General features: G+C 75.1%; 13 protein-coding genes, 1 pseudogene and 1 riboswitch. Of the genes and pseudogenes, 3 read left to right on the forward strand and 11 right to left on the reverse strand.

What is annotated here, in order from left to right; genetic code table 11:
- Window positions 1-4 precede the first annotated feature (4 nt).
- From cobI to IF37_RS41265, 10 genes and pseudogenes are all read right to left on the reverse strand, one after another.
- Entirely contained in the window at window positions 5-754 is a 750-nt protein-coding gene (gene cobI / locus IF37_RS0129150; protein ID WP_030748970.1) for a precorrin-2 C(20)-methyltransferase, read from the reverse strand.
- Window positions 751-2,100 (reverse strand): cobyrinate a,c-diamide synthase, encoded by a 1,350-nt coding sequence (locus tag IF37_RS0129155; RefSeq protein WP_030748972.1) that lies wholly within the window; start codon window positions 2,098-2,100, stop codon window positions 751-753. The genes cobI and IF37_RS0129155 overlap by 4 nt, the downstream gene beginning before the upstream one ends.
- Window positions 2,094-2,693 (reverse strand): cob(I)yrinic acid a,c-diamide adenosyltransferase, encoded by a 600-nt coding sequence (gene cobO / locus IF37_RS0129160; RefSeq protein ID WP_030748974.1) that lies wholly within the window; start codon window positions 2,691-2,693, stop codon window positions 2,094-2,096. The genes IF37_RS0129155 and cobO overlap by 7 nt, the downstream gene beginning before the upstream one ends.
- Window positions 2,693-4,687 carry a putative cobaltochelatase gene (locus IF37_RS0129165; RefSeq protein WP_030748975.1) on the reverse strand — a complete coding sequence of 665 codons (1,995 nt, stop codon included), beginning with the start codon at window positions 4,685-4,687 and terminating at the stop codon, window positions 2,693-2,695. Before IF37_RS0129165 ends, cobO begins: the two co-directional genes overlap by 1 nt.
- Window positions 4,684-8,334 (reverse strand): cobaltochelatase subunit CobN, encoded by a 3,651-nt coding sequence (cobN, locus tag IF37_RS0129170; protein WP_030748977.1) that lies wholly within the window; start codon window positions 8,332-8,334, stop codon window positions 4,684-4,686. The genes IF37_RS0129165 and cobN overlap by 4 nt, the downstream gene beginning before the upstream one ends.
- Window positions 8,331-9,875 carry a cobyric acid synthase gene (locus IF37_RS0129175; RefSeq protein ID WP_030748979.1) on the reverse strand — a complete coding sequence of 515 codons (1,545 nt, stop codon included), beginning with the start codon at window positions 9,873-9,875 and terminating at the stop codon, window positions 8,331-8,333. Before IF37_RS0129175 ends, cobN begins: the two co-directional genes overlap by 4 nt.
- Window positions 9,872-10,813: a cobalamin biosynthesis protein gene (locus tag IF37_RS0129180; RefSeq protein WP_030748981.1), complete on the reverse strand. Its 942-nt coding sequence runs from the start codon at window positions 10,811-10,813 to the stop codon at window positions 9,872-9,874. Before IF37_RS0129180 ends, IF37_RS0129175 begins: the two co-directional genes overlap by 4 nt.
- A 97-nt stretch (window positions 10,814-10,910) precedes the next feature.
- A riboswitch (cobalamin riboswitch) is annotated at window positions 10,911-11,053 on the reverse strand.
- Between the two features lie 165 nt (window positions 11,054-11,218).
- Window positions 11,219-11,446 (reverse strand): hypothetical protein, encoded by a 228-nt coding sequence (locus tag IF37_RS0129185; RefSeq protein WP_030748984.1) that lies wholly within the window; start codon window positions 11,444-11,446, stop codon window positions 11,219-11,221.
- Window positions 11,447-11,479: 33 nt separating this feature from the next.
- Window positions 11,480-12,721, reverse strand: a complete 1,242-nt coding sequence (locus tag IF37_RS0129190) for an inorganic phosphate transporter (RefSeq protein WP_030748987.1) — start codon at window positions 12,719-12,721, stop codon at window positions 11,480-11,482.
- Between the two features lie 142 nt (window positions 12,722-12,863).
- Window positions 12,864-13,505: pseudogene (locus IF37_RS41265) on the reverse strand (lysozyme); the annotation flags it as partial.
- A gap of 714 nt (window positions 13,506-14,219) precedes the next feature.
- On the opposite strand from IF37_RS41265, the gene IF37_RS0129200 reads away from it, so the two are divergent.
- The 3 genes from IF37_RS0129200 to IF37_RS0129210 all read left to right on the forward strand — a co-directional run bounded on the left by IF37_RS0129200 (window position 14,220) and on the right by IF37_RS0129210 (window position 17,921).
- Entirely contained in the window at window positions 14,220-14,897 is a 678-nt protein-coding gene (locus tag IF37_RS0129200; RefSeq protein ID WP_030748993.1) for a class II aldolase/adducin family protein, read from the forward strand.
- Window positions 14,898-15,204: 307 nt separating this feature from the next.
- Entirely contained in the window at window positions 15,205-16,332 is a 1,128-nt protein-coding gene (locus tag IF37_RS0129205; RefSeq protein ID WP_030748996.1) for an alpha/beta hydrolase, read from the forward strand.
- 320 nt (window positions 16,333-16,652) lie between these two features.
- Entirely contained in the window at window positions 16,653-17,921 is a 1,269-nt protein-coding gene (locus IF37_RS0129210) for a hypothetical protein (protein WP_030748998.1), read from the forward strand.
- A 17-nt stretch (window positions 17,922-17,938) separates the two neighbouring features.
- Here IF37_RS0129210 and IF37_RS0129215 read toward each other — a convergent pair whose 3' ends face one another.
- A complete protein-coding gene (locus IF37_RS0129215; RefSeq protein WP_253915881.1) occupies window positions 17,939-18,355 on the reverse strand; it encodes a VOC family protein in 417 nt (138 codons plus the stop codon).
- Window positions 18,356-18,653 lie beyond the last annotated feature (298 nt).

The following is an 18,653-nucleotide window of genomic DNA, read 5'->3' on the forward strand; positions in this document are numbered from 1 at the left end:
GTCGTCACAGCTTGCCGCCCCGGCCACCGCCGCGCCGCGGCGGCGCGATCAGCGTCGACAGGTACGGCAGCGCGACCCCGTCCAGCTCGGCGGCCGGCCGCACCGACTCCTCCGGCAGCCCCAGCGCCGAGCCCCACACGGCGTCCCCGAGCCGCCCGGTCTCCGCCAGCGCGGCGGCGACCTCGGCCGCCTGCCGCCCGAACTTGTACGCCACGACCGTGCCCGGCCCGGCCAGCGCCTCCCTCAGCACCCGGGCGCCGGCCGTCACCGGCACCAGCGTCAGCGGCTCGGTGCCCTCCGTCAGCACCGCCCCGGAGCGCGCCGCGAGATCCTGCATGGCGGTGATCCCGGGCACGGTCTCCACGACGACGCCCGGCACCAGCTCCGCGACGGTCTGCGCCAGATAGGTGAACGTGGAGTACACGTTCGGGTCGCCGATGGTGGCGAACGCGACCGACCCGTGCGCGGCGAGCAGTTCGGCGACCCGGGCGCCGGCCACGTCCCAGGCGGCCTCCCGGCGAGCCCGGTCGGACCGCTCGTTCAGCGCGAACACCACCCGGACGACCTTCCCGGCGGGCACGTAGTGCAGCACGGTCGCCTCGGCGCGCCCCGGCTCCCCGCCGTCCGTCCCGTCCGGCGCGGCCATCACGGGGACGACGACGACCTCGGCGTCCCGCAGGGCGTTGACCCCCTTGACGGTCACCAGCTCCGGATCGCCCGGACCGACCCCGACTCCGACCAGCCTGCTGCTCATGACGTCCGGCACCTCTCCACGAACCGACGGGCGACACCGGGCTCGGACGCCCAGTGCGTGTGCAGATAACTCGCGTGCACGCCCCGCTGCACGAAACCTTCGACCCGCCGCTCCGGGGTCCGTACGCCCCAGGCGGGAGCGGCACCGGCACCCGGCTCGACGACGGTGCGGTGGAACTCGTGCCCCCGCATCCGCGTCCCGGCCGCCGCCAGGGCGCTGTCGCCCACGGCCACGGCGTCCCGGTAGCCGAGCGTCAGCCGCTCCGTCATCCGCGCGCCGGCGTCCAGCACGCCGCACATGGGCCGCCCGTCCAGCTCACGGCAGAGGTAGAGCAGCCCGGCGCACTCGGCGGCGACGGGGGCGCCGGAGAGCGCGAGCCGCGCGACGGCCCGGCGCAGCGGCTCGTTGGCGGACAGCTCGGCGCCGTACACCTCGGGGAAACCGCCGCCGACGACCAGCCCCGCGGTGCCCTCGGGAAGCCGCTCGTCCCGCAGCGGATCGAAGACGACCACGTCGGCCCCGGCGGCGGTGAGCAGCTCGGTGTGCTCGGCGTAGGAGAAGGTGAAGGCGGGGCCGCCGGCGACGGCGACCACCGCGCGCCGCTCCACCGCGGTGACGGGCGGCTGCCAGGGCGCGCACGGCAGGTCGCCCGCGCCGCGCGCCAGCTCCAGCAGGGCCGGCAGATCACAGCCCCGCTCCACCTGCGCGGCCATCGCCGCCACCGCCTCCGTCGCCGCCGAGCGGCGCTCGGCGACCGGCACCAGGCCCAGGTGGCGCGCGGGCGTGTCCACCTGGGGGGCCCGCCGCAGCACCCCCAGCACCGGCACCCCGGAGGCGTCCAGCGCCTCCCGCAGCAGCTCCTCGTGCCGGTCGGACGCGACCTTGTTCAGGATCACGCCCCCGATCCGCACCCCCGGGTCCCAGGAGGCGAACCCGTGCACCAGCGCCGCCACCGACCGGGACTGCGCGGAGGCGTCGACCACCAGCACCACCGGCGCCCGCAGCAGCTTGGCGACGTGGGCGGTGGAGGCCAGCTCGCCCTCCCCGGCGGCCCCGTCGTACAGCCCCATCACGCCCTCGACCACGGCCAGGTCGCACCCCCGCGCCCCGTGCGCGAACAGCGGCGCGATCAGCTCCGGCCCGCACAGGTACGCGTCCAGGTTGCGCCCCGCCCGCCCGGTCGCGAGGGCGTGGTAGCCGGGGTCGATGTAGTCCGGTCCGACCTTGTGCGGGGACACGGCGAGCCCCCGCGCGGCGAACGCGGCCATCAGCCCCGTGGCGACGGTGGTCTTGCCGCTGCCCGACGAGGGCGCGGCGATGACCAGCCGGGGAACGGACGTCACCACTCGATGCCCTTCTGGCCCTTCTGGCCCGCGTCCATCGGGTGCTTGACCTTGGACATGTCGGTGACGAGGTCGGCGAGGTCCACCAGCTCCGGCGGCGCGTTCCGCCCGGTGATCACCACGTGCTGGGTGCCGGGACGGCCGCGCAGCACCTCGACGACCTCCTCGGTGTCCACCCAGCCCCAGTGCATCGGGTACGCGAACTCGTCCAGCACGTACAGCCGGTACGTCTCGGCGGCCAGGTCCCGCTTGACCTGCTCCCAGCCCTCGCGGGCCTTCTCCTCGTTGTCCATCTGCGCGTCGCGCTGGACCCAGGACCAGCCCTCGCCCATCTTGTGCCAGGCGACGGTGCCGCCCTCCCCGGAGGCGCCGAGCACGCGCAGCGCGTTCTCCTCGCCGACCTTCCACTTCGCCGACTTGACGAACTGGAACACCCCGATGGGCCACCCCTGGTTCCAGGCGCGCAGCGCGAGCCCGAACGCGGCCGTCGACTTGCCCTTGCCGATGCCCGTGTGCACCACGACCAGCGGGCGGTTGCGCCGCTGCCGGGTCGTCAGTCCGTCGTCCGGCACCACACTCGGCTGTCCCTGCGGCATTACGCGGCCCTCCCGCTCTGCATTCCCCTCACCAGCCCGGCGATCGAGTCCGCCCGCAGCTCGTCCAGCGTCACCGCCGTACCGGCCAGCTCATCCGCGAGCCGCCCGGCGAGTCCGAGCCGCACCGGCCCCGACTCGCAGTCCACGACCACCGAGGCGACGCCCCCGGCCGCGAACAGCCGGGCCGCGCGTCCCGCGAGCGCCACCGGCTCCGGCCCGCCCGTCGCCCGGCCGTCGGTCACCACCACGACCAGCGCCCGCCGCGCCGGGTCCCGCAGCCGCTCCACGCGCAGCACCTCGTGCGCCTTCAGCAGCCCGGCGGCCAGCGGCGTACGGCCCCCGGTCGGCAGCGACTGCAGCCGCGCGGCGGCGGCGTCGACGGAGGACGTCGGCGGCAGCGCCACCTCCGCGCCGGAACCCCGGAAGGTCACCAGACCCACCTTGTCCCGGCGCTGGTAGGCGTCGAGCAGCAGGGACAGCACGGCACCCTTGACGGCGCCCATCCGCTGCCGCGCCGCCATCGACCCGGAGGCGTCCACCACGAACAGCACGAGGTTGCCCTCACGCCCCTCCCGGGCCGCCTGCCGCAGGTCGTCCCGGCGGACCACCAGCCCCGGCCCGGACCGCCCGCGCGCCCGCTGGTGCGGCGCGGCGGCCCGCACGGTCGCCGCCAGGTGCAGCTTCGTCAGCGCCCCCCGGGGCCGCCGGTCGCCGGTGGTCCGGCCGTGCTCGGTACGGGCCCGCGACCGCCGCCCGGCGGCGCCCTCGCCGATCCCGGGCACGCTCAGCACCTTGGTGCGGAAGGGCTCGGCGGCCCGTACCGCCGACTGCTCGCCGGCACCGGACGGCTGCGGTTCCCCGCCCTCGCCGGCCTCGGGGCGCGCGGCGCTCCCGCCGTCGCCCGACGGCCCGGCGTCGGGCTGCGGCTGACCGCCGCCACCGGGGCCGCCGGGACCCGGGTCGTCGTCCCCCTCGCCGTCGCCCCCGGCGGACTGCTCCAGCGTCTCGTCCAGCTTCTCCTCGTCCAGGCCCGGCGCGTCGAACGGATTGCGCCGGCGCCGGTGCGGCAGCGCCAGCAGCGCCGCCTGCCGCACGTCCTCCGCGAGCACGTCCGTCCGCCCGGCCCACGCGGCCAGCGCGGTTGCGGTCCGCGCCATCACGATGTCGGCCCGCATGCCGTCCACCTCGAAGGCAGCGCAGGTCGCCGCGATCTGCCGCAGCGCTCCGTCGCCCAGCCGCACCCGCGGCAGCAGCTCCCGGGCCGCCGCGATCCGCTGCCGTACGGCGGCCTCCTCGCCGGCCCAGCGCGCGGCGAAGGCGGCGGGATCGTCGTCGTAGGCCAGCCGGCGCCGGACGACCTCCACGCGCTGGTCCGGCTCCCGCGAGGCCGCGACCTCCACGGTCAGCCCGAACCGGTCCAGCAACTGCGGGCGCAGCTCGCCCTCTTCGGGGTTCATCGTGCCGACCAGCAGGAAACGGGCCGCGTGCCGCACCGACACGCCCTCCCGCTCGACGTACGAGGCCCCCATCGCCGCCGCGTCCAGCAGCAGGTCCACCAGGTGGTCGTGGAGGAGGTTGACCTCGTCGACGTAGAGGATGCCGCGGTGCGCGTCGGCCAGCAGCCCCGGCTCGAACGCCTTCACGCCCTCGGCGAGCGCCCGCTCGATGTCCAGCGCGCCGACCAGCCGGTCCTCGGAGGCACCGACCGGCAGCTCCACCATCCGGGCCGGGCGCTCGGTGCCGGGGCCCGGCTCGTGCGGGCCGTCCGGGCACGCCGGGTCGGGGGCGGCCGGGTCGCAGGAGAACCGGCACCCGGGCACCACGGCCACCGCCGGCAGCAGCGCCGAGAGGGCGCGTACCGCCGTGGACTTGGCGGTGCCCTTCTCGCCGCGCACCAGCACTCCGCCGACCGCCGGTGACACGGCGTTCAGCAGCAGCGCGAGCCGCAGGTCGTCCTGGCCGACGACGGCCGTAAACGGGAACGGGGTGGTCACTGGTCGCCCTCCAAGTCGCCTTCCAGCTCCAGGTAGGTGGCGCGCAGCCGCTCCAGCGTCTCCGCGTCCGGCTCCGCCCACAGCCCGCGGTCCGCCGCCTCCAGCAGCCGCTCGGTGATCCCGCGCAGCGCCCACGGGTTGGACTTCTTCATGAAGTCCCGGTTCTCCTGGTCGAAGACGTACTCGGCGCTGAGCTTCTCGTACATCCAGTCGTCGACCACACCGGCCGTCGCGTCGTACCCGAACAGGTAGTCCACGGTGGCCGCCATCTCGAAGGCGCCCTTGTAGCCGTGCCGCCGCATGGCCGCCATCCAGCGCGGGTTGACCACGCGCGCCCGGAACACGCGGTGCGTCTCCTCGCCCAGCGTGCGGGTCCGCACCTGGTCCGGCACGGCCGAATCGCCCACGTACGCCTCGGGGCTGGCACCGGTCAGGTGCCGGACCATGGCGACCATGCCGCCGTGGTACTGGAAGTAGTCGTCGGCGTCGACCAGGTCGTGCTCACGGGTGTCGACGTTCTTCGCGGCGACCGCGATCCGCCGGAACGCCGTCTCCATGTCCCCGCGCGCCGCCCGCCCGTCGAGCCCGCGCCCGTACGCGTAACCGCCCCACACCGCGTACACCTCGGCCAGGTCGGCGTCGGAGCGCCAGTTGCGGGCGTCGATCAGCGGCAGCAGACCGGCACCGTAGGCGCCCGGCTTGGAGCCGAAGATCCGCGCCGTGGCGCGCCGCCGGTCGCCGTGCCCGGCGGTGTCCTCGTCGGCGTGCGCCTTCACGTGGTTGCGGTCGGCCGGCTCGTCCAGCTCCGCCACCGTCCGCACCGCGTCGTCGATCAACCCGACCACGTGCGGGAACGCGTCCCGGAAGAAGCCGGAGATGCGGACGGTGACGTCGATGCGCGGGCGCCCCAGCTCCGCGAGCGGGACCACCTCGAAACCGGTCACCCGGCGCGAGGCGTCGTCCCACACCGGGCGGCAGCCCAGCAGCGCCAGGATCTCGGCGATGTCGTCGCCCTGGGTGCGCATCGCGGACGTGCCCCAGACCGTCAGCCCCACCGACTCGGGGTACTCGCCGGTGTCCTGGAGGTAGCGGGCGACCAGCGAGTCCGCCAGCGCCTGCCCGACCTCCCAGCTCAGCCGGGACGGGATCGCCTTGGGGTCGACGGAGTAGAAGTTGCGGCCGGTCGGCAGCACGTTCACCAGACCGCGGGTCGGCGAGCCCGACGGCCCGGCCGGGATGTAACCGCCGTCCAGGGCCCGCAGGATGTTCCCGATCTCGTCGGTGGTCCGCGCCAGCCGCGGCACCACCTCGGCGCACGCGAACTCCAGCACCGCGACCGCGTCGGGCAGGTCGTCGCCGAGCACGCCCCGCAGCACCGCGGGGACGACGGCGCGGTCCCACGCCCGCGCCTCCATGCCCTCCGCGATCCGCCGGCACAGCTGCTCCAGCAGGTCGATCGCGTCGGCACCGGTCCGGGAGGGCCCCTCGACCAGCTCGGTCAGCTCCACCGGCGCCTTCACCGGCGCGCCGGGCTCGGCCAGCAGCTCCTTCTCGTCCAGCCCGTAGTGGGCGGCGAGCGCGGCCCGCAGACCGGGCAGGGCGTTCGCCTGCCCGCCCCACACCTGCGCGGCGCGCAGCACGGCCAGCACCAGGTTCACGCGCGGCTCGCCGACCGGCCCGCCGCCCAGGACGTGCAGGCCGTCACGGATCTGCACGTCCTTGATCTCGCACAGATAGCCGTCGATGTGCATGACGAACTCGTCGAACGCGTCGTCGTCCGGCTGCTCGTCCACGTGCAGGTCGTGGTGGAGTTCGGCCGCCTTGACCAGGGTCCAGATCTGGGCGCGGACAGCCGGGGCCTTCACCGGGTCCAGGTCGGAGACGAGCGCGTACTCGTCCAGCAGCTGCTCCAGCTTGGCCAGGTCGCCGTAGGTGTCCGCGCGCGCCATCGGCGGCACCAGGTGGTCGACGACCGTGGCGTGCCCGCGCCGCTTGGCCTGGGTGCCCTCGCCGGGGTCGTTGACGATGAACGGGTAGACCAGCGGCAGGTCGCCGAGGACGGCGTCCGGCGCGCACCCGGCGCTCAGCCCCAGGCCCTTGCCGGGCAGCCACTCCATCGTGCCGTGCTTGCCCATGTGCACGATGGCGTCGGCGCCGAAACTGTTCTCCAGCCAGCGGTAGGCCGCCAGGTAGTGGTGGGACGGCGGCATGTCCGGGTCGTGGTAGATCGCGATCGGGTTCTCGCCGAAGCCGCGCGGCGGCTGGATCATCACCACGACGTTGCCGAACCGCAGGGACGCGAGCACGATGTCGTCGCCGTCGACGTAGAGGTTGCCCGGCGGCTCGCCCCACGCCTCGGTCATCGCCCCGCGCAGCTCCGGGTCCAGCGTCCCGAACCACGCCCGGTAGTCGGCGAGCGGCACCCGCGCGGGCGCGGCGGCCAGCTGCTCCTCGGTCAGCCACTCCACGTCATGGCCGCCGGCCTCGATCAGCCGGTGGATCAACTCGTCGCCGCCGTCGGGGTATTCGGTGAGCGCGTACCCGGCGTCCCGGAGCGCGTCCAGCAGCCGCACCGCCGACGCGGGCGTGTCCAGACCCACCGCGTTGCCGACCCGGGAGTGCTTGGTCGGGTACGCCGTGAAGACGAGCGCGATCCGCTTCTCGGCGTTCGGCTTGTGCCGCAGCCGGGCGTGCCGGACGGCGATCCCGGCCACCCGCGCGGCCCGCTCGGGGTCGGCGACGTACACCGGCACCTCGTCGGGGCCCTGCTCCTTGAAGGAGAACGGGACGGTGATCAGCCGGCCGTCGAACTCCGGGATCGCGACCTGCATCGCCGCGTCCATCGGGGACAGCGCCGCGTCGGACGCCTCCCACGCCTCCCGCGACGAGGTCAGGCACAGCCCTTGCAGGACCGGGACGTCCAGCTCGGCGAGGGCGCCGATGTCCCATGCCTCCTCGTCGCCGCCCGCCGACGCCTGCGAGGCGTGCGTGCCGCCGGCCGCGAGCACGGTGGCCACCAGCGCGTCGGTCCGGCCCAGCAGTTCGTACAGCCCGGCGTCCGCGCCGCGCAGCGAACCGCAGTAGACGGGCAGGGCGTTGGCGCCGTGCGCCTCGATCGCCGCGCACAGCGTGTCCACGAAGGCGGTGTTGCCGCTGAGTTCGTGCGCCCGGTAGAAGAGCACGCCCACGGTCGGGCGGCCGCCCCGGACCTCGTACCCGCCGTGCACGCCGAACTCCGGCATCCGGTGCGGCTCCGCGAAGCCCTCGCCGGTCAGCAGCACGGTGTCCGACAGGAACCGGGACAGCTCCAGCAGGTTCGCCGGGCCGCCCTCGACCAGGTACGCCAGCGCCTCGGCGACCACACCGGCCGGCACCGACGACTCGGCCATCAGCTCGGCGTCCGGCACGGTCTCGCCGCCCAGCAGCACGGTCGGGACACCGGACGCCTTCAGCGCGGCCAGCCCGTCCTCCCAGGCCCGCTTGCCGCCCAGCAGCCGTACGACGGCGATGTCCGCGCCCTCGATCAGGCCCGGCAGCTCCTCGGCGACGTCGACCCGGGTCGGGTTGCCGATGCGGTAGCCGGCGCCGGAGGCCCGGGCCGCCAGCAGATCCGTGTCGGCGGTCGACAACAACAACACTGTGCTCATGCGGGCGCTCCCGGTGGAATGAAAGGCAGTCCTTGCGGCGCGCCCGACTCGATGAGCCGCCGGAGCGCGTCGGTGTCCGCGTGCTGTTCGATCAGGTCGCCGAGCCGGTCGAGCTGCTCCTCGCGCAGCGCGGCGAAGGAGGTGTCCGGCGCGGGCACGAAGCGGCGCCCGGCGGCCGCGGCCACCTCGCGCAGGAAGGCCCGCCGGAAGCCGTCCGACTCCAGTGAGCCGTGCCAGTGGGTGCCCCAGGTCTGGCCGGCCCGGCAGCCGTCCAGGAAGGGTTCACCGCCGTGGACGGCTGCCACCCCGTGGTGGATCTCGTAGCCGTCGACCGGCTCGCCGAGGGCCTGTCCGGACGGCCGGGCGAGGGTCTTCTCCCGGGCGAAGCGCACCCGGACGGGCAGCAGTCCGAGTCCGGGAACGGCACCGGCGCGGGACTCCACCTCGTCCTCGATGTGCTCGCCGAGGATCTGGAAGCCGCCGCAGATGCCGAGGACCGGGCGGTGCTCGGCGGCCCGCCGCGCGAGCGCCTCGGCGAGGCCCCGCTCGCGCAGCCACCGGAGCGCCCGCACGGTGCCGCGGGTGCCCGGGACGATCACCAGGTCGGCGTCGGCCAGCTCCTCCGGCCGGTCCACGAACCGCACCACGACGCCGGGTTCGGCGGCCAGCGCGTCGACGTCGGTGAAGTTGGACATCAGCGGGATCGCGCACACGGCTACCCGCAGCACGTCCGCGCCGACCGGGGGAGCGACGGTGGACTCCCGCACGGCCCCGCGCAGCGACACCCTCCCCCACGCTCGGCTTCGCTCGCGCGGGGGGACCCCCATTCCGTCCTCCTCGTCGATGCCGAGCCCGTGCCGGAAGGGCAGCACGCCGTACGTCCGCCGCCCGGTGAGGTCCCGGAGCATGTCCAGGCCGGGCTCCAGCAGGCCGACATCGCCCCGGAACTTGTTCACCAGGAAGCCGGCGACCAGCTCCTGGTCCTCGGGCGAGAGCAGGGCGACGGTCCCGAAGAAGGAGGCGAAGACGCCCCCGCGGTCGATGTCGCCGACGACGAGGACGGGCAGTCGCGCCCTCCGGGCGATGCCCATGTTGACGATGTCCGTCCGGCGCAGGTTGATCTCGGCCGGGCTCCCCGCCCCCTCGCAGATCACCGCGTCATACGTGCCCCGCAACTCGGCCAGGCAGTCCAGCACGGTGCCCAGCAGCCGCTGCTGGCGCCCGCCGTGGTAGCCGCGCGCGCTCAGCTCGCCCACCGGCTTGCCCAGCAGCACCACCTGGCTGCTCTGTTCGCCGCCCGGCTTGAGCAGCACCGGGTTCATCAGCGCGGTCGGCTCGATCCGGCACGCCTGGGCCTGCATGGCCTGCGCCCGGCCGATCTCCGCGCCCTCCCGGGTGACGAACGAGTTGAGGGACATGTTCTGCGCCTTGAACGGCGCCACCTTCACGCCCTGGCGCACCAGCCAGCGGCAGATGCCGGCCGTCACCACGCTCTTGCCGGCGTCGGAGGTGGTGCCGGCCACGAGGAGACCACCGTTCACTTGCCACGTCCCTTCACGAGTGCGCGCGCGGCGACCGTGGCGCCGAGGGCGAGCAGGCCGACCCGGCGGGAGAGCCGCACGGCCCGGTCGATGTCGGCGGTCCGGACCGGTCGTCCGCCGCCGTTGAGCATGGGCCGGTGCTCGACCCGGCCGTCGTAGGACAGCGTGCCGCCGAGGCGTACGCCGAGGGCGCCCGCGAACGACGCCTCCACCGGCCCGGCGTTGGGGCTCGGGTGCTTGCGCGCGTCGGCCCGCCAGGCGCGCACGGCGCCCCGCGGGTCGGGTCCGGCGGCGGCGGCGAGCACGGCGGTCAGCCGGGCCCCCGGCCAGCCGGCGACGTCGTCGAGGCGGGCGGAGGCCCAGCCGAAGCGCCGGTGCCGGGGCGACTTGTGACCCACCATCGCGTCCAGGGTGTTGACCGCCCGGAACCCGAGCAGACCCGGCACCCCGGCCACGGCCCCCCACACCAGGGCGCCCACGACGGCGTCCGAGGTGTTCTCGGCGACCGACTCCACCACGGCCCGGGCGATGCCGTCGGCGTCCAGCGCCTGCGGGTCACGGCCGCACAGGTGGGGCAGCCGGGTCCGGGCGGCGGCCACGTCCCCCGCCTCCAGGGCGCGGGCCACGGTGCGGGCCTCCCGGGCCAGCGAGGTGCCGCCGACGACGGCCCAGGTGGCGGCGGCGGTCAGCGCGACGGAGGCGGTACGGCAGGGACGTACGGCGTATGCCGCCAGGGCGCCCAGAGCGACGGCGCCACCGGCGCAGACGGTGGTGTGCAGGGCGCCCCAGCCGCGGTGGTCGTGCCACAAGGCGCCTTCCACGGCTCCGGCCGCCCGGCCGAACACGGCGACCGGGTGCCCGCGGTGGGGATCGCCGAGGAGGAGGTCACCGAGGAGGCCGGCGGCGGCACCGTACGCGTATGTGCGATCGGCACCCATCGGCTCAGCCGGCGGTGGGCGCAGGAGCGGTCCTGGTACGGGTCCTTCGGCAGCCGAGCATGGCGATTCATGTCCTCACTCAGGGTGTCCACGCCCTGGTTCGACGTTTTCCGGCGGCGAGAGTTCCTGGCTCCCGGGGGTTCTTCCCCGGTGACAGTGGCGGGACCGCGCCGGATTCGCACCGGCTTCCTCTTCTGCCGCCGTAATTGGCCTGGGCAGTCCACCACGCGCCTTCAACGGCCGTCAACTTGCCTTTGACCTGCGGTGCCCGACTGTGCTGAGGCCCACACCACCGGGCCGCCGGGCCGTGTTCACCCGCTGTGGCCGGGCGGCGGGAGCACGACGGCCCCGCCGGTCCCCCGGAAGGCGGGGGCCCGGCGGGGCCGTCGTCACGGTGCTACGGGGTCAGGCCTTGGCCACGATCAGGTAGATGCCGTACGCCACCGCCGCCGCGCAGGCCGCGAAGCAGACGTAGGCGCCGGTGACGGCGAGGGCGGCGGAGTCACCCTGCGCCGTGGCCCGCTCCCGGCGGGACAGGCCGCCGATGCCGAGGGTGAACAGGGCCACGAGGCCCACCGTGAACGCGACGCTGACGCCGAAGACGGAGCCGAGGGCCGCCCAGTCGATCTTCATGGGGATCTTCCTTCAGTAACCGTGTGCTCGGGGTCAGACCGCGGCGGCCGGCGGAGCGGCGGGGGTCGGCGGGGCGGCCGGGGAGGGAATGGTGGCCGTCAGGCTCTCGGTGGCCGGGCCCGCGGGCGGCGGGGTGACCGCGGCGATGGCGGTGGTCACCACGCCGGCCGGCTCGCCGGTCTCCTCCACCACGTTGGTGTGGTCGACGACCTCGCGGCGGGAGATCTTCCAGATCGCGGCGCTGGCGGCGACCAGGAAGACGGCGACGGCGGCGGTGCCCCCGTCACCGAGGTCGGTGACGGACTCGGCGCCCGCGCCGACCAGCGCGGCGGCCGGCAGGGTGAGCAGCCAGGCGACGACCATGCGGGTCGCGGTCGACCAGCGGACCACGCCGCCCTTGCGGCCGAGGCCCGCGCCCATCACCGAGCCGGAGACGACATGGGTGGTGGAGAGGGAGAAGCCGAGGTGGGAGGAGGCCAGGATGGCGGTCGCTGCGCTGGTCTGGGCGGCGAAGCCCTGGCGCGGCTCCAGGTCGGTCAGGCCCTTGCCCATGGTGCGGATGATGCGCCAGCCGCCGATGTAGGTGCCGAGCGCGATGGCGAGGCCGGCCGAGAGGATCACCCAGGTGGGAGGGTTGGAGCCGGGGGCGATGGCGCCGCCCGCGATCAGCGCGAGGGTGATGATGCCCATCGTCTTCTGGGCGTCGTTGGTGCCGTGGGCGAGCGAGACCAGACCGGCTGAGGCGATCTGTCCGGCGCGGTAGCCCTTGCGGGTGGCGTCGCCCTCGGCGCCGCCGATGCCGTAGGAGAACCGGGTGGCCAGGAACGAGGCCAGACCCGCCACGACCGGCGCGGCGACGGCCGGCAGCAGCACCTTGGTGACCAGGACGTCACCGTGGACGGCGCCGAAGCCGGCGGAGGCGACGGTGGCGCCGACCAGACCGCCCATCAGGGCGTGCGAGGAACTGGAGGGGAGGCCGACCAGCCAGGTCAGCAGGTTCCAGAGGATCGCGCCGACCAGGGCGGCGAAGATGACCTCGGGACGGATGCCGGTCTCGTCGACGAGACCCTTGGAGATCGTGTTCGCGACCTCCACGGAGAGGAAGGCGCCCACAAGGTTGAGGCAGGCGGACATGACAACCGCGATCTTGGGCTTCAGGGCGCCTGTCGAGATGGTGGTGGCCATCGCGTTCGCGGTGTCGTGGAAACCGTTCGTGAAATCGAACGCGAGAGCGGTTACCACCACAATCGCGAGGATCAGCGAGAAGCTTTCCATTTACCCAGGCAATCGTTCGAGGTCGTTGGCTGGTCGAACGTAGGCAACCTGGGTGAACGGAAGATGAACTGAGGCGGGCACGGTGGTGTCCGTAATGCGGGTTCGGTCTCCCCCTCGCCCCCTCGCCCCAGGCGTCCCTTGGCTACCGGCCCCGCGCGAAGATCCGCAAGCGGCTCAGGGACCCGTTGAAGAGATTCTGGTCACCCGGCAGGCGCCCCTTGGCGTCGTACTGCCAGATCGTCCAGTACCGCCAGCCGCCCGGCAGCTTGCCCGGCCGGGAGGTGCCGTGCCGGGCGATCCACAGGGCGTGGTTCCCGGAGAACGCGCGGCTGTCGCCGGTGCACGCCTTCCACCACTGGGTCGTCGTGTAGATCACCGGACGGCGGCCCGTCTCCCGCTTGACCTCGTCGCTGAACGAGCGGATCCAGCGGACCATCCGGGCCTTGCCCACCCCGTAGCACTTGTGCCGGGCGTCATAGGGGTTGTACTCGATGTCCAGCGCGGGCGGCAGCGTCCAGCCGTCGGCCCGCCAGTCGCCGCCGTGCCGCAGGAAGTACGCGGCCTGCTTGGCGCCGGAGGACCGGTCCGGCCGGGCGAAGTGGTACGCGCCCCGCAGCAGGCCGGCCGCGCGGGCGCCGGAGTACTGCCGGGTGAAGTAGGGGTTGCGGTAGGTCGTGGACTCGGTCGCCTTGACGTAGACGAACCGCGCGCCCTTCGCCCGGGCGGCCGGCCAGTCCACGCGCTTCTGGTGGGACGACACGTCATGGCCCTTGGGGGCCTTGGACGCCTTGGGTGTTCCGGACGCCTTGGACGCCTTGGACGTCTTGGTCGTCTTGGTCGTCTTGGACGTCTTGTGTGTCTTGTGTGTCTTGTGCGTCTCGGATCGGTCTTCGGGCCGGCCCGGGGCCGGCGCCGGCCGGTGGCCCGGCTTCGCCGGTGCGGCCGGTTCGGCCGCTGTGCCCGGTTTCCCCGGTGCCTTCGGTTTCGCCCCCGGTGCGGCCGGTGCCGGCTCCGCCGGGGCGGGCCAGGCCGTCACCCGGGACCAGGCCGTCGCGTCGGACCAGTCCGCCGGTCCCGGCCGGCCCGCCGTTCCGGCCGGCAGCGGCACCCCCAGGGAGGCCGGCGGCTCGGTCGGCGCGGACGGTCCGGCCGTCGCGGGCGTGGTGCCCGTGAGGGCGAGGACCGCCGCCGTGGCCAGGGCCAGGGCGCCGGCGCGGTGACGGGCAGAGGTGTGTGCACGGGCCATGCGTCTCCCCGGGGTGGCGGACGGCGGGGACCCCGGCCCTCGCGGGCGGTGGCGGTCGTCCTGTGGTCCAGTGGGCAAGGGGATTCATTGAAGGCCCGTACCATGCCGATTTCTTATCGTTTTCAGGCGTTTTACGTCTTAATCCGCCCATATAGACGCACATCTCCCGGGCCGGAGGAGGGCGCCGAAGCCGGAGGGGCCGGAACCGCGGACCGGCCCCCGGACGCGGCTGACCGCTGGCAGGATCACCGCATGACTGAAGCGCGGTGGAACACGGACGACGGGCGGCGGGACGCGGCACGGCTCTGGGCGGAGGTCGTCGCGACGGCGCGCCGCACCGTCGCCGACCACCTGGTGGTCGGCACCTCCGGCAACGTCTCCGCCCGCCTCGGCGACCTCGTGCTGGTCACCCCGTCGGGCGTGCCCTACGACCGGCTCACCCCCGCCGACATCACCGGTGTCGACCTCACCGGACGCCAGGTGCTCGGCACGGCGACGCCGACCAGCGAACTGCCCATGCACCTCGCCGTCTACCGCACCACCGACGCCCGCGCGGTCGTGCACACCCACGCCGTGCACGCCACCGCGGTCTCCACGCTCGTCACCGAACTGCCGCTGGTCCACTACATGGCCGCCGCCCTCGGCGGCCCCGTCCGGGTCGCCCCCTACGCCACCTACGGCACCGACGAACTGGCCGGGCACATGCTCCGCGCCCTCGACGGCCGCTCCGGGTGCCTGCTCCGGAACCACGGCACGATCACCTACGGCGCCGGCCTCGACCAGGCCTACGACCGCACCGCCCAGCTGGAGTGGATGTGCCGGCTGTGGCTGACCGCGTCGTCGGTGCCGGGTCTGACACCGACCCTGCTGACCGAGGCACAACTGGCGGAGGTCGGGGAACGCTTGAAGGGGTATGGCCAACGGAGGTGACCCCTTGCCGAGCAGCAACCCGCTTCGCCCCCTGCCGACCGCGCTCGCCCGGCTCCGCCGCGCCCTGACCCGCCGGACGGCACGCCGGACCCCGGCGGGCCGCGCCCTGACCGGCCGGGCCCTGACGAGCCGCGCCCTCGCGCGGTACGCCCGCACGGGCGGGCGTACCGCGATCCGCCGTGCCGGTGCCCGAACCCGGCGCGCGTGGCCGGCGGTGCCGGTGCCGAACCCGGCCGCGCCCCCGCGCTCCTCACCCCCGGCCGCCCTTCCGCTGGCCGGGGGCCGCGCCCCCCACGACACTGGACCCGTGCGCACCGTCAGAGCGACCGCCACCGCACTCACCGCCGTCCTGGCCGCCGGCACGGCTTCCGTGGTCGCGGGCCGGCTCGCCAGCGACGCCGCGCTGAAGGCGCCCGCGGGCCGCCCCCTGCCCACCGAACCCCGGCTCACCGTGCACGGCACGGCACCCGGCCGGATCACGCTCACCCGTGACCTGGCCGCCCTGCGCCCGGGCAGCTACGGCCTCGCCGGAGACGGCTCGCACGCGGTCGTCGGCCCCGTCCTGGAGACGGCCCCGCACACCGCCGACACCGTCGTACGGCGGCTGGACCGCGTCACCCACGGCACCCTCGCGGCCGGCGACACGGTATGGCTCACCCCCAACCTGTACGTCGGCAACCCCGGCACCGCCCTCGGCCTGGACCACGCCGACGTCGACGTGCCCGGGGAACTCGGCGCCCTGCCCGCCTGGTTCGTGCCCGGCGACCGGGACACCTGGGTGATCGCCGTGCACGGGCTCGGCACCACCCGGGAACACGCCCTGAACGTCATCGGCTTCCTGCACGGCCGCCGGCTGCCGGTGCTCGCCCTCGGCTACCGCGGCGACCTCGGCGCCCCCCGCCCGCCGGACGGGCTGAACCACCTCGGCGAGACCGAGTGGCGGGACGTCGAGGCGGCGATCCGCTACGCCGTCCGCTACGGCGCCCGCCGGGTCGTCCTCCTCGGCTGGTCCACCGGCGCCACCATGGCCCTGCGCGCCGCCGAGCACTCCGCGGTTCGCGAGCGCGTCGCCGGGCTCGTCCTCGACTCCCCGGTGCTCAGCTGGGAGACCACGCTGCGCGCCCTGGCCCGGGCCCGGCGCACCCCGCAGCCGCTGCTGCCGCTCGCCGTACGCGCCGCGCAGGGCCGGGCCGGACTGCACGCCGACCGGGTCGCCGGCGCCGCCGAACCGGACCGGCTCCGGGTCCCCACCCTGATCATCCACGGCCCGGACGACCGGGTCGCCCCCTGGGAGTACTCCCGCCGGTTCGCCCGGCGCCGCCCCGGCCTCGTCGCCCTGCACACCGTCCCGCACGCCCCGCACGCGGCGATGTGGAACGCGGACCCCGAGGAGTACGAGGAACGGCTGCGCCGGTTCCTGACCCCGCTGATGTGACCCGGGCGCCCGGCGCGGCCGAAGCCGGTGCGCGACATTCCGGTTGCGCTCCCGGGACTGGCTCGATCACGCCCCTGACGCCCTTCCCGCCCCCGGTGCGTTGGCCAGCCCCGTCGCCCGCCGTGACATTCCGTTTGGGTTTTCGGACCGTCAACCGGAAGACTGCACCCGTGACGTCCCGTATCCCGCGCGACTCCAGGCTCCGACTCGTCCGACCGCGACCCCTGGCCGCCGCCCCCAGAGCTGTGAACCAGCGGCGCCCACGCCGCTCCGCACCCCGGCCGCCGGAAGGCACACCCGCTCCGGCCGAACTGGCCGGAATGGCCCGCGCCCGTCTGGCCGGCGCGGCCCGCGTCGCCCGCTGGGCCGACGCCGCCCTCGGCCCCGGCCGCGAGGCCGCCACCACCGACGGCAAGGCGACGCTCTCCGCCGCCACCGCCGAACGCGCCGCCGCCGACCTCGGGCTGAGCGCCGCCCAGATCCGCGCCGACTGGGACACCGCCCGCCTCGCCGGACTCGTCGAGGTGCACGGCGACAGCGCGCGCCCCGGCTGGCGGCTGCGCGCCTGGGACCGCGACGACAGCGCCGTCCTGCGCGGCTGGGTCGCCCTCTTCGACGCCTGGTCGCTCGCCTGCCCGGAACCGGACGGGCACGAGCCGGCCGCCGTCGCCGAGGTCGTCTCGGCCATGCCCCAGGTGCTCTCCTTCCTCCAGCTGTCCGCCGGCCCGGTCCCGGTCGAGCAACTGCTCGACCTGCTCCAGCAGCGGGTCACGGAACTGCGCACCGAACGCTGCGAGGTCGCCTACGAACCCGGCACCGGGCAGCCGGCCGGTTCCCCCGGCCCGGCGGACCCCGCACCCGCCGCCCCCGCCCCGCTCGCCCCCCTGCTCGACTGGGCGCTACGGGCTCTCGCCTCGGTCGGCGCCCTCACCTACGGCGGCGGCCAGGCCACGCTCACCCCGCTGGGCAGCTGGGCGGTGTGGGTCAAGCTGGAGCAGATCTGCGTGGCCGCGCAGAGCCCCGCCGGCAACATCGAGCAGGCCGCCGAGGACATGCTCCGCGGCTGCGCCCAGCTCCGGCCCAACGCGGCCCGCGCCGAGTACCGCGCCTGGCTCGCCGCCCGCCCCGTCGGAAGCGCCGTCACCCAGCTGATCGACGCCGCCCGCGGCGACGACGCCCTGCTGCGCGGCCTGGCCTTCGAGGCGCTGCGCGTCGTCGGCGCCCCCGCCGAGCCCGACGTACGGGCCGTCGTGGACGAGCCGGCCCTGCGGCCGTACGCCCTGCTGTGGCTCGCCGAGCACGACGGCATCGACCCGGAGGACGCCCACGAGGTGCTCACCCGGGAGGAGGCCACCTGGCTCTGGGTGGACACCGCCGCGGCCGTCGCCGACCACGGTGAGGCGCCGATGCTGGTCCGGCACCTGGAGGCCGCGGTGCAGCCCACCGTGCCCCGGCTGCTCGACGAGGTCCGCGCCGTCGGCCACCCGCGCACCGTGCAGGTCCTGGTCGCGCTAGCCGCCGCCCACCCCGACCCGGCTCTGGCCAAGGCCGTGCGGCGGGCCGCGTTCCAGGTGCACACCGGGGGCTGACGCGCGGCGGGGCGGCTTCAGACCCCGATCTCGGGGGCGTACGTCCCGAAGCTCCAGATGTTCCCCTCGGTGTCCCGGGCCAGGTAGTCCCGCGAGCCGTAGTCCTGGTCCGTCGGGGGCGTCAGGATCTCCACGCCGTGCGCCACGGCCCGCTCGTGGTGGGCGTCCACGTCGTCCACCACGACGTACACCCCCGCGGGTCCGGCGTCCGCCATCACCGTGTCGAAGAGGCCGCCGCGGCCCTTGGAACCGATCATCACCGCGCCGCTTCCCTGGACCAGCTCGGCGTGCAGCACCGTGCCGTCCCGCGTCTCGTACACCGACAGCTCGGTGAAGCCGAGGGCCTCGGTGAGCTGCCTGATCGCGGCCTTCGCGTCCGCGTACAGCAGTGTGGGGTAGACGCTCGGCCGTCCGCCGCCGCCCGTGCCTGCCATGCCGACCACTCCTTCGTGCATCGGTTCCGCCGTGCCCGTCCGAGTCTCGCAGGCACCACCGACAAGGCCCCGGCCCCGGCCGCCCGCCCCCGCCCCGCGGCCCGAATGCCCGCGAGCCGCCGAACGGGCGGACATCCCGCCGCCGCCCGCCCGGCCACGCCCCCGGCCCGGCGGGCGGTGACTACGCTCGGCGCCTATTCCGGGACGGTGGCGACCGAAGGGGGCACGGTGGCGCTTCCCCCCCACGGCACCGCGGCCCGCCACCGCCCCGCCGCCCCGCCGGCACCGTCCCCCGCGC

Source organism: Streptomyces sp. NRRL S-31 (assembly GCF_000718775.1).
Lineage (GTDB): Bacteria > Actinomycetota > Actinomycetes > Streptomycetales > Streptomycetaceae > Streptomyces.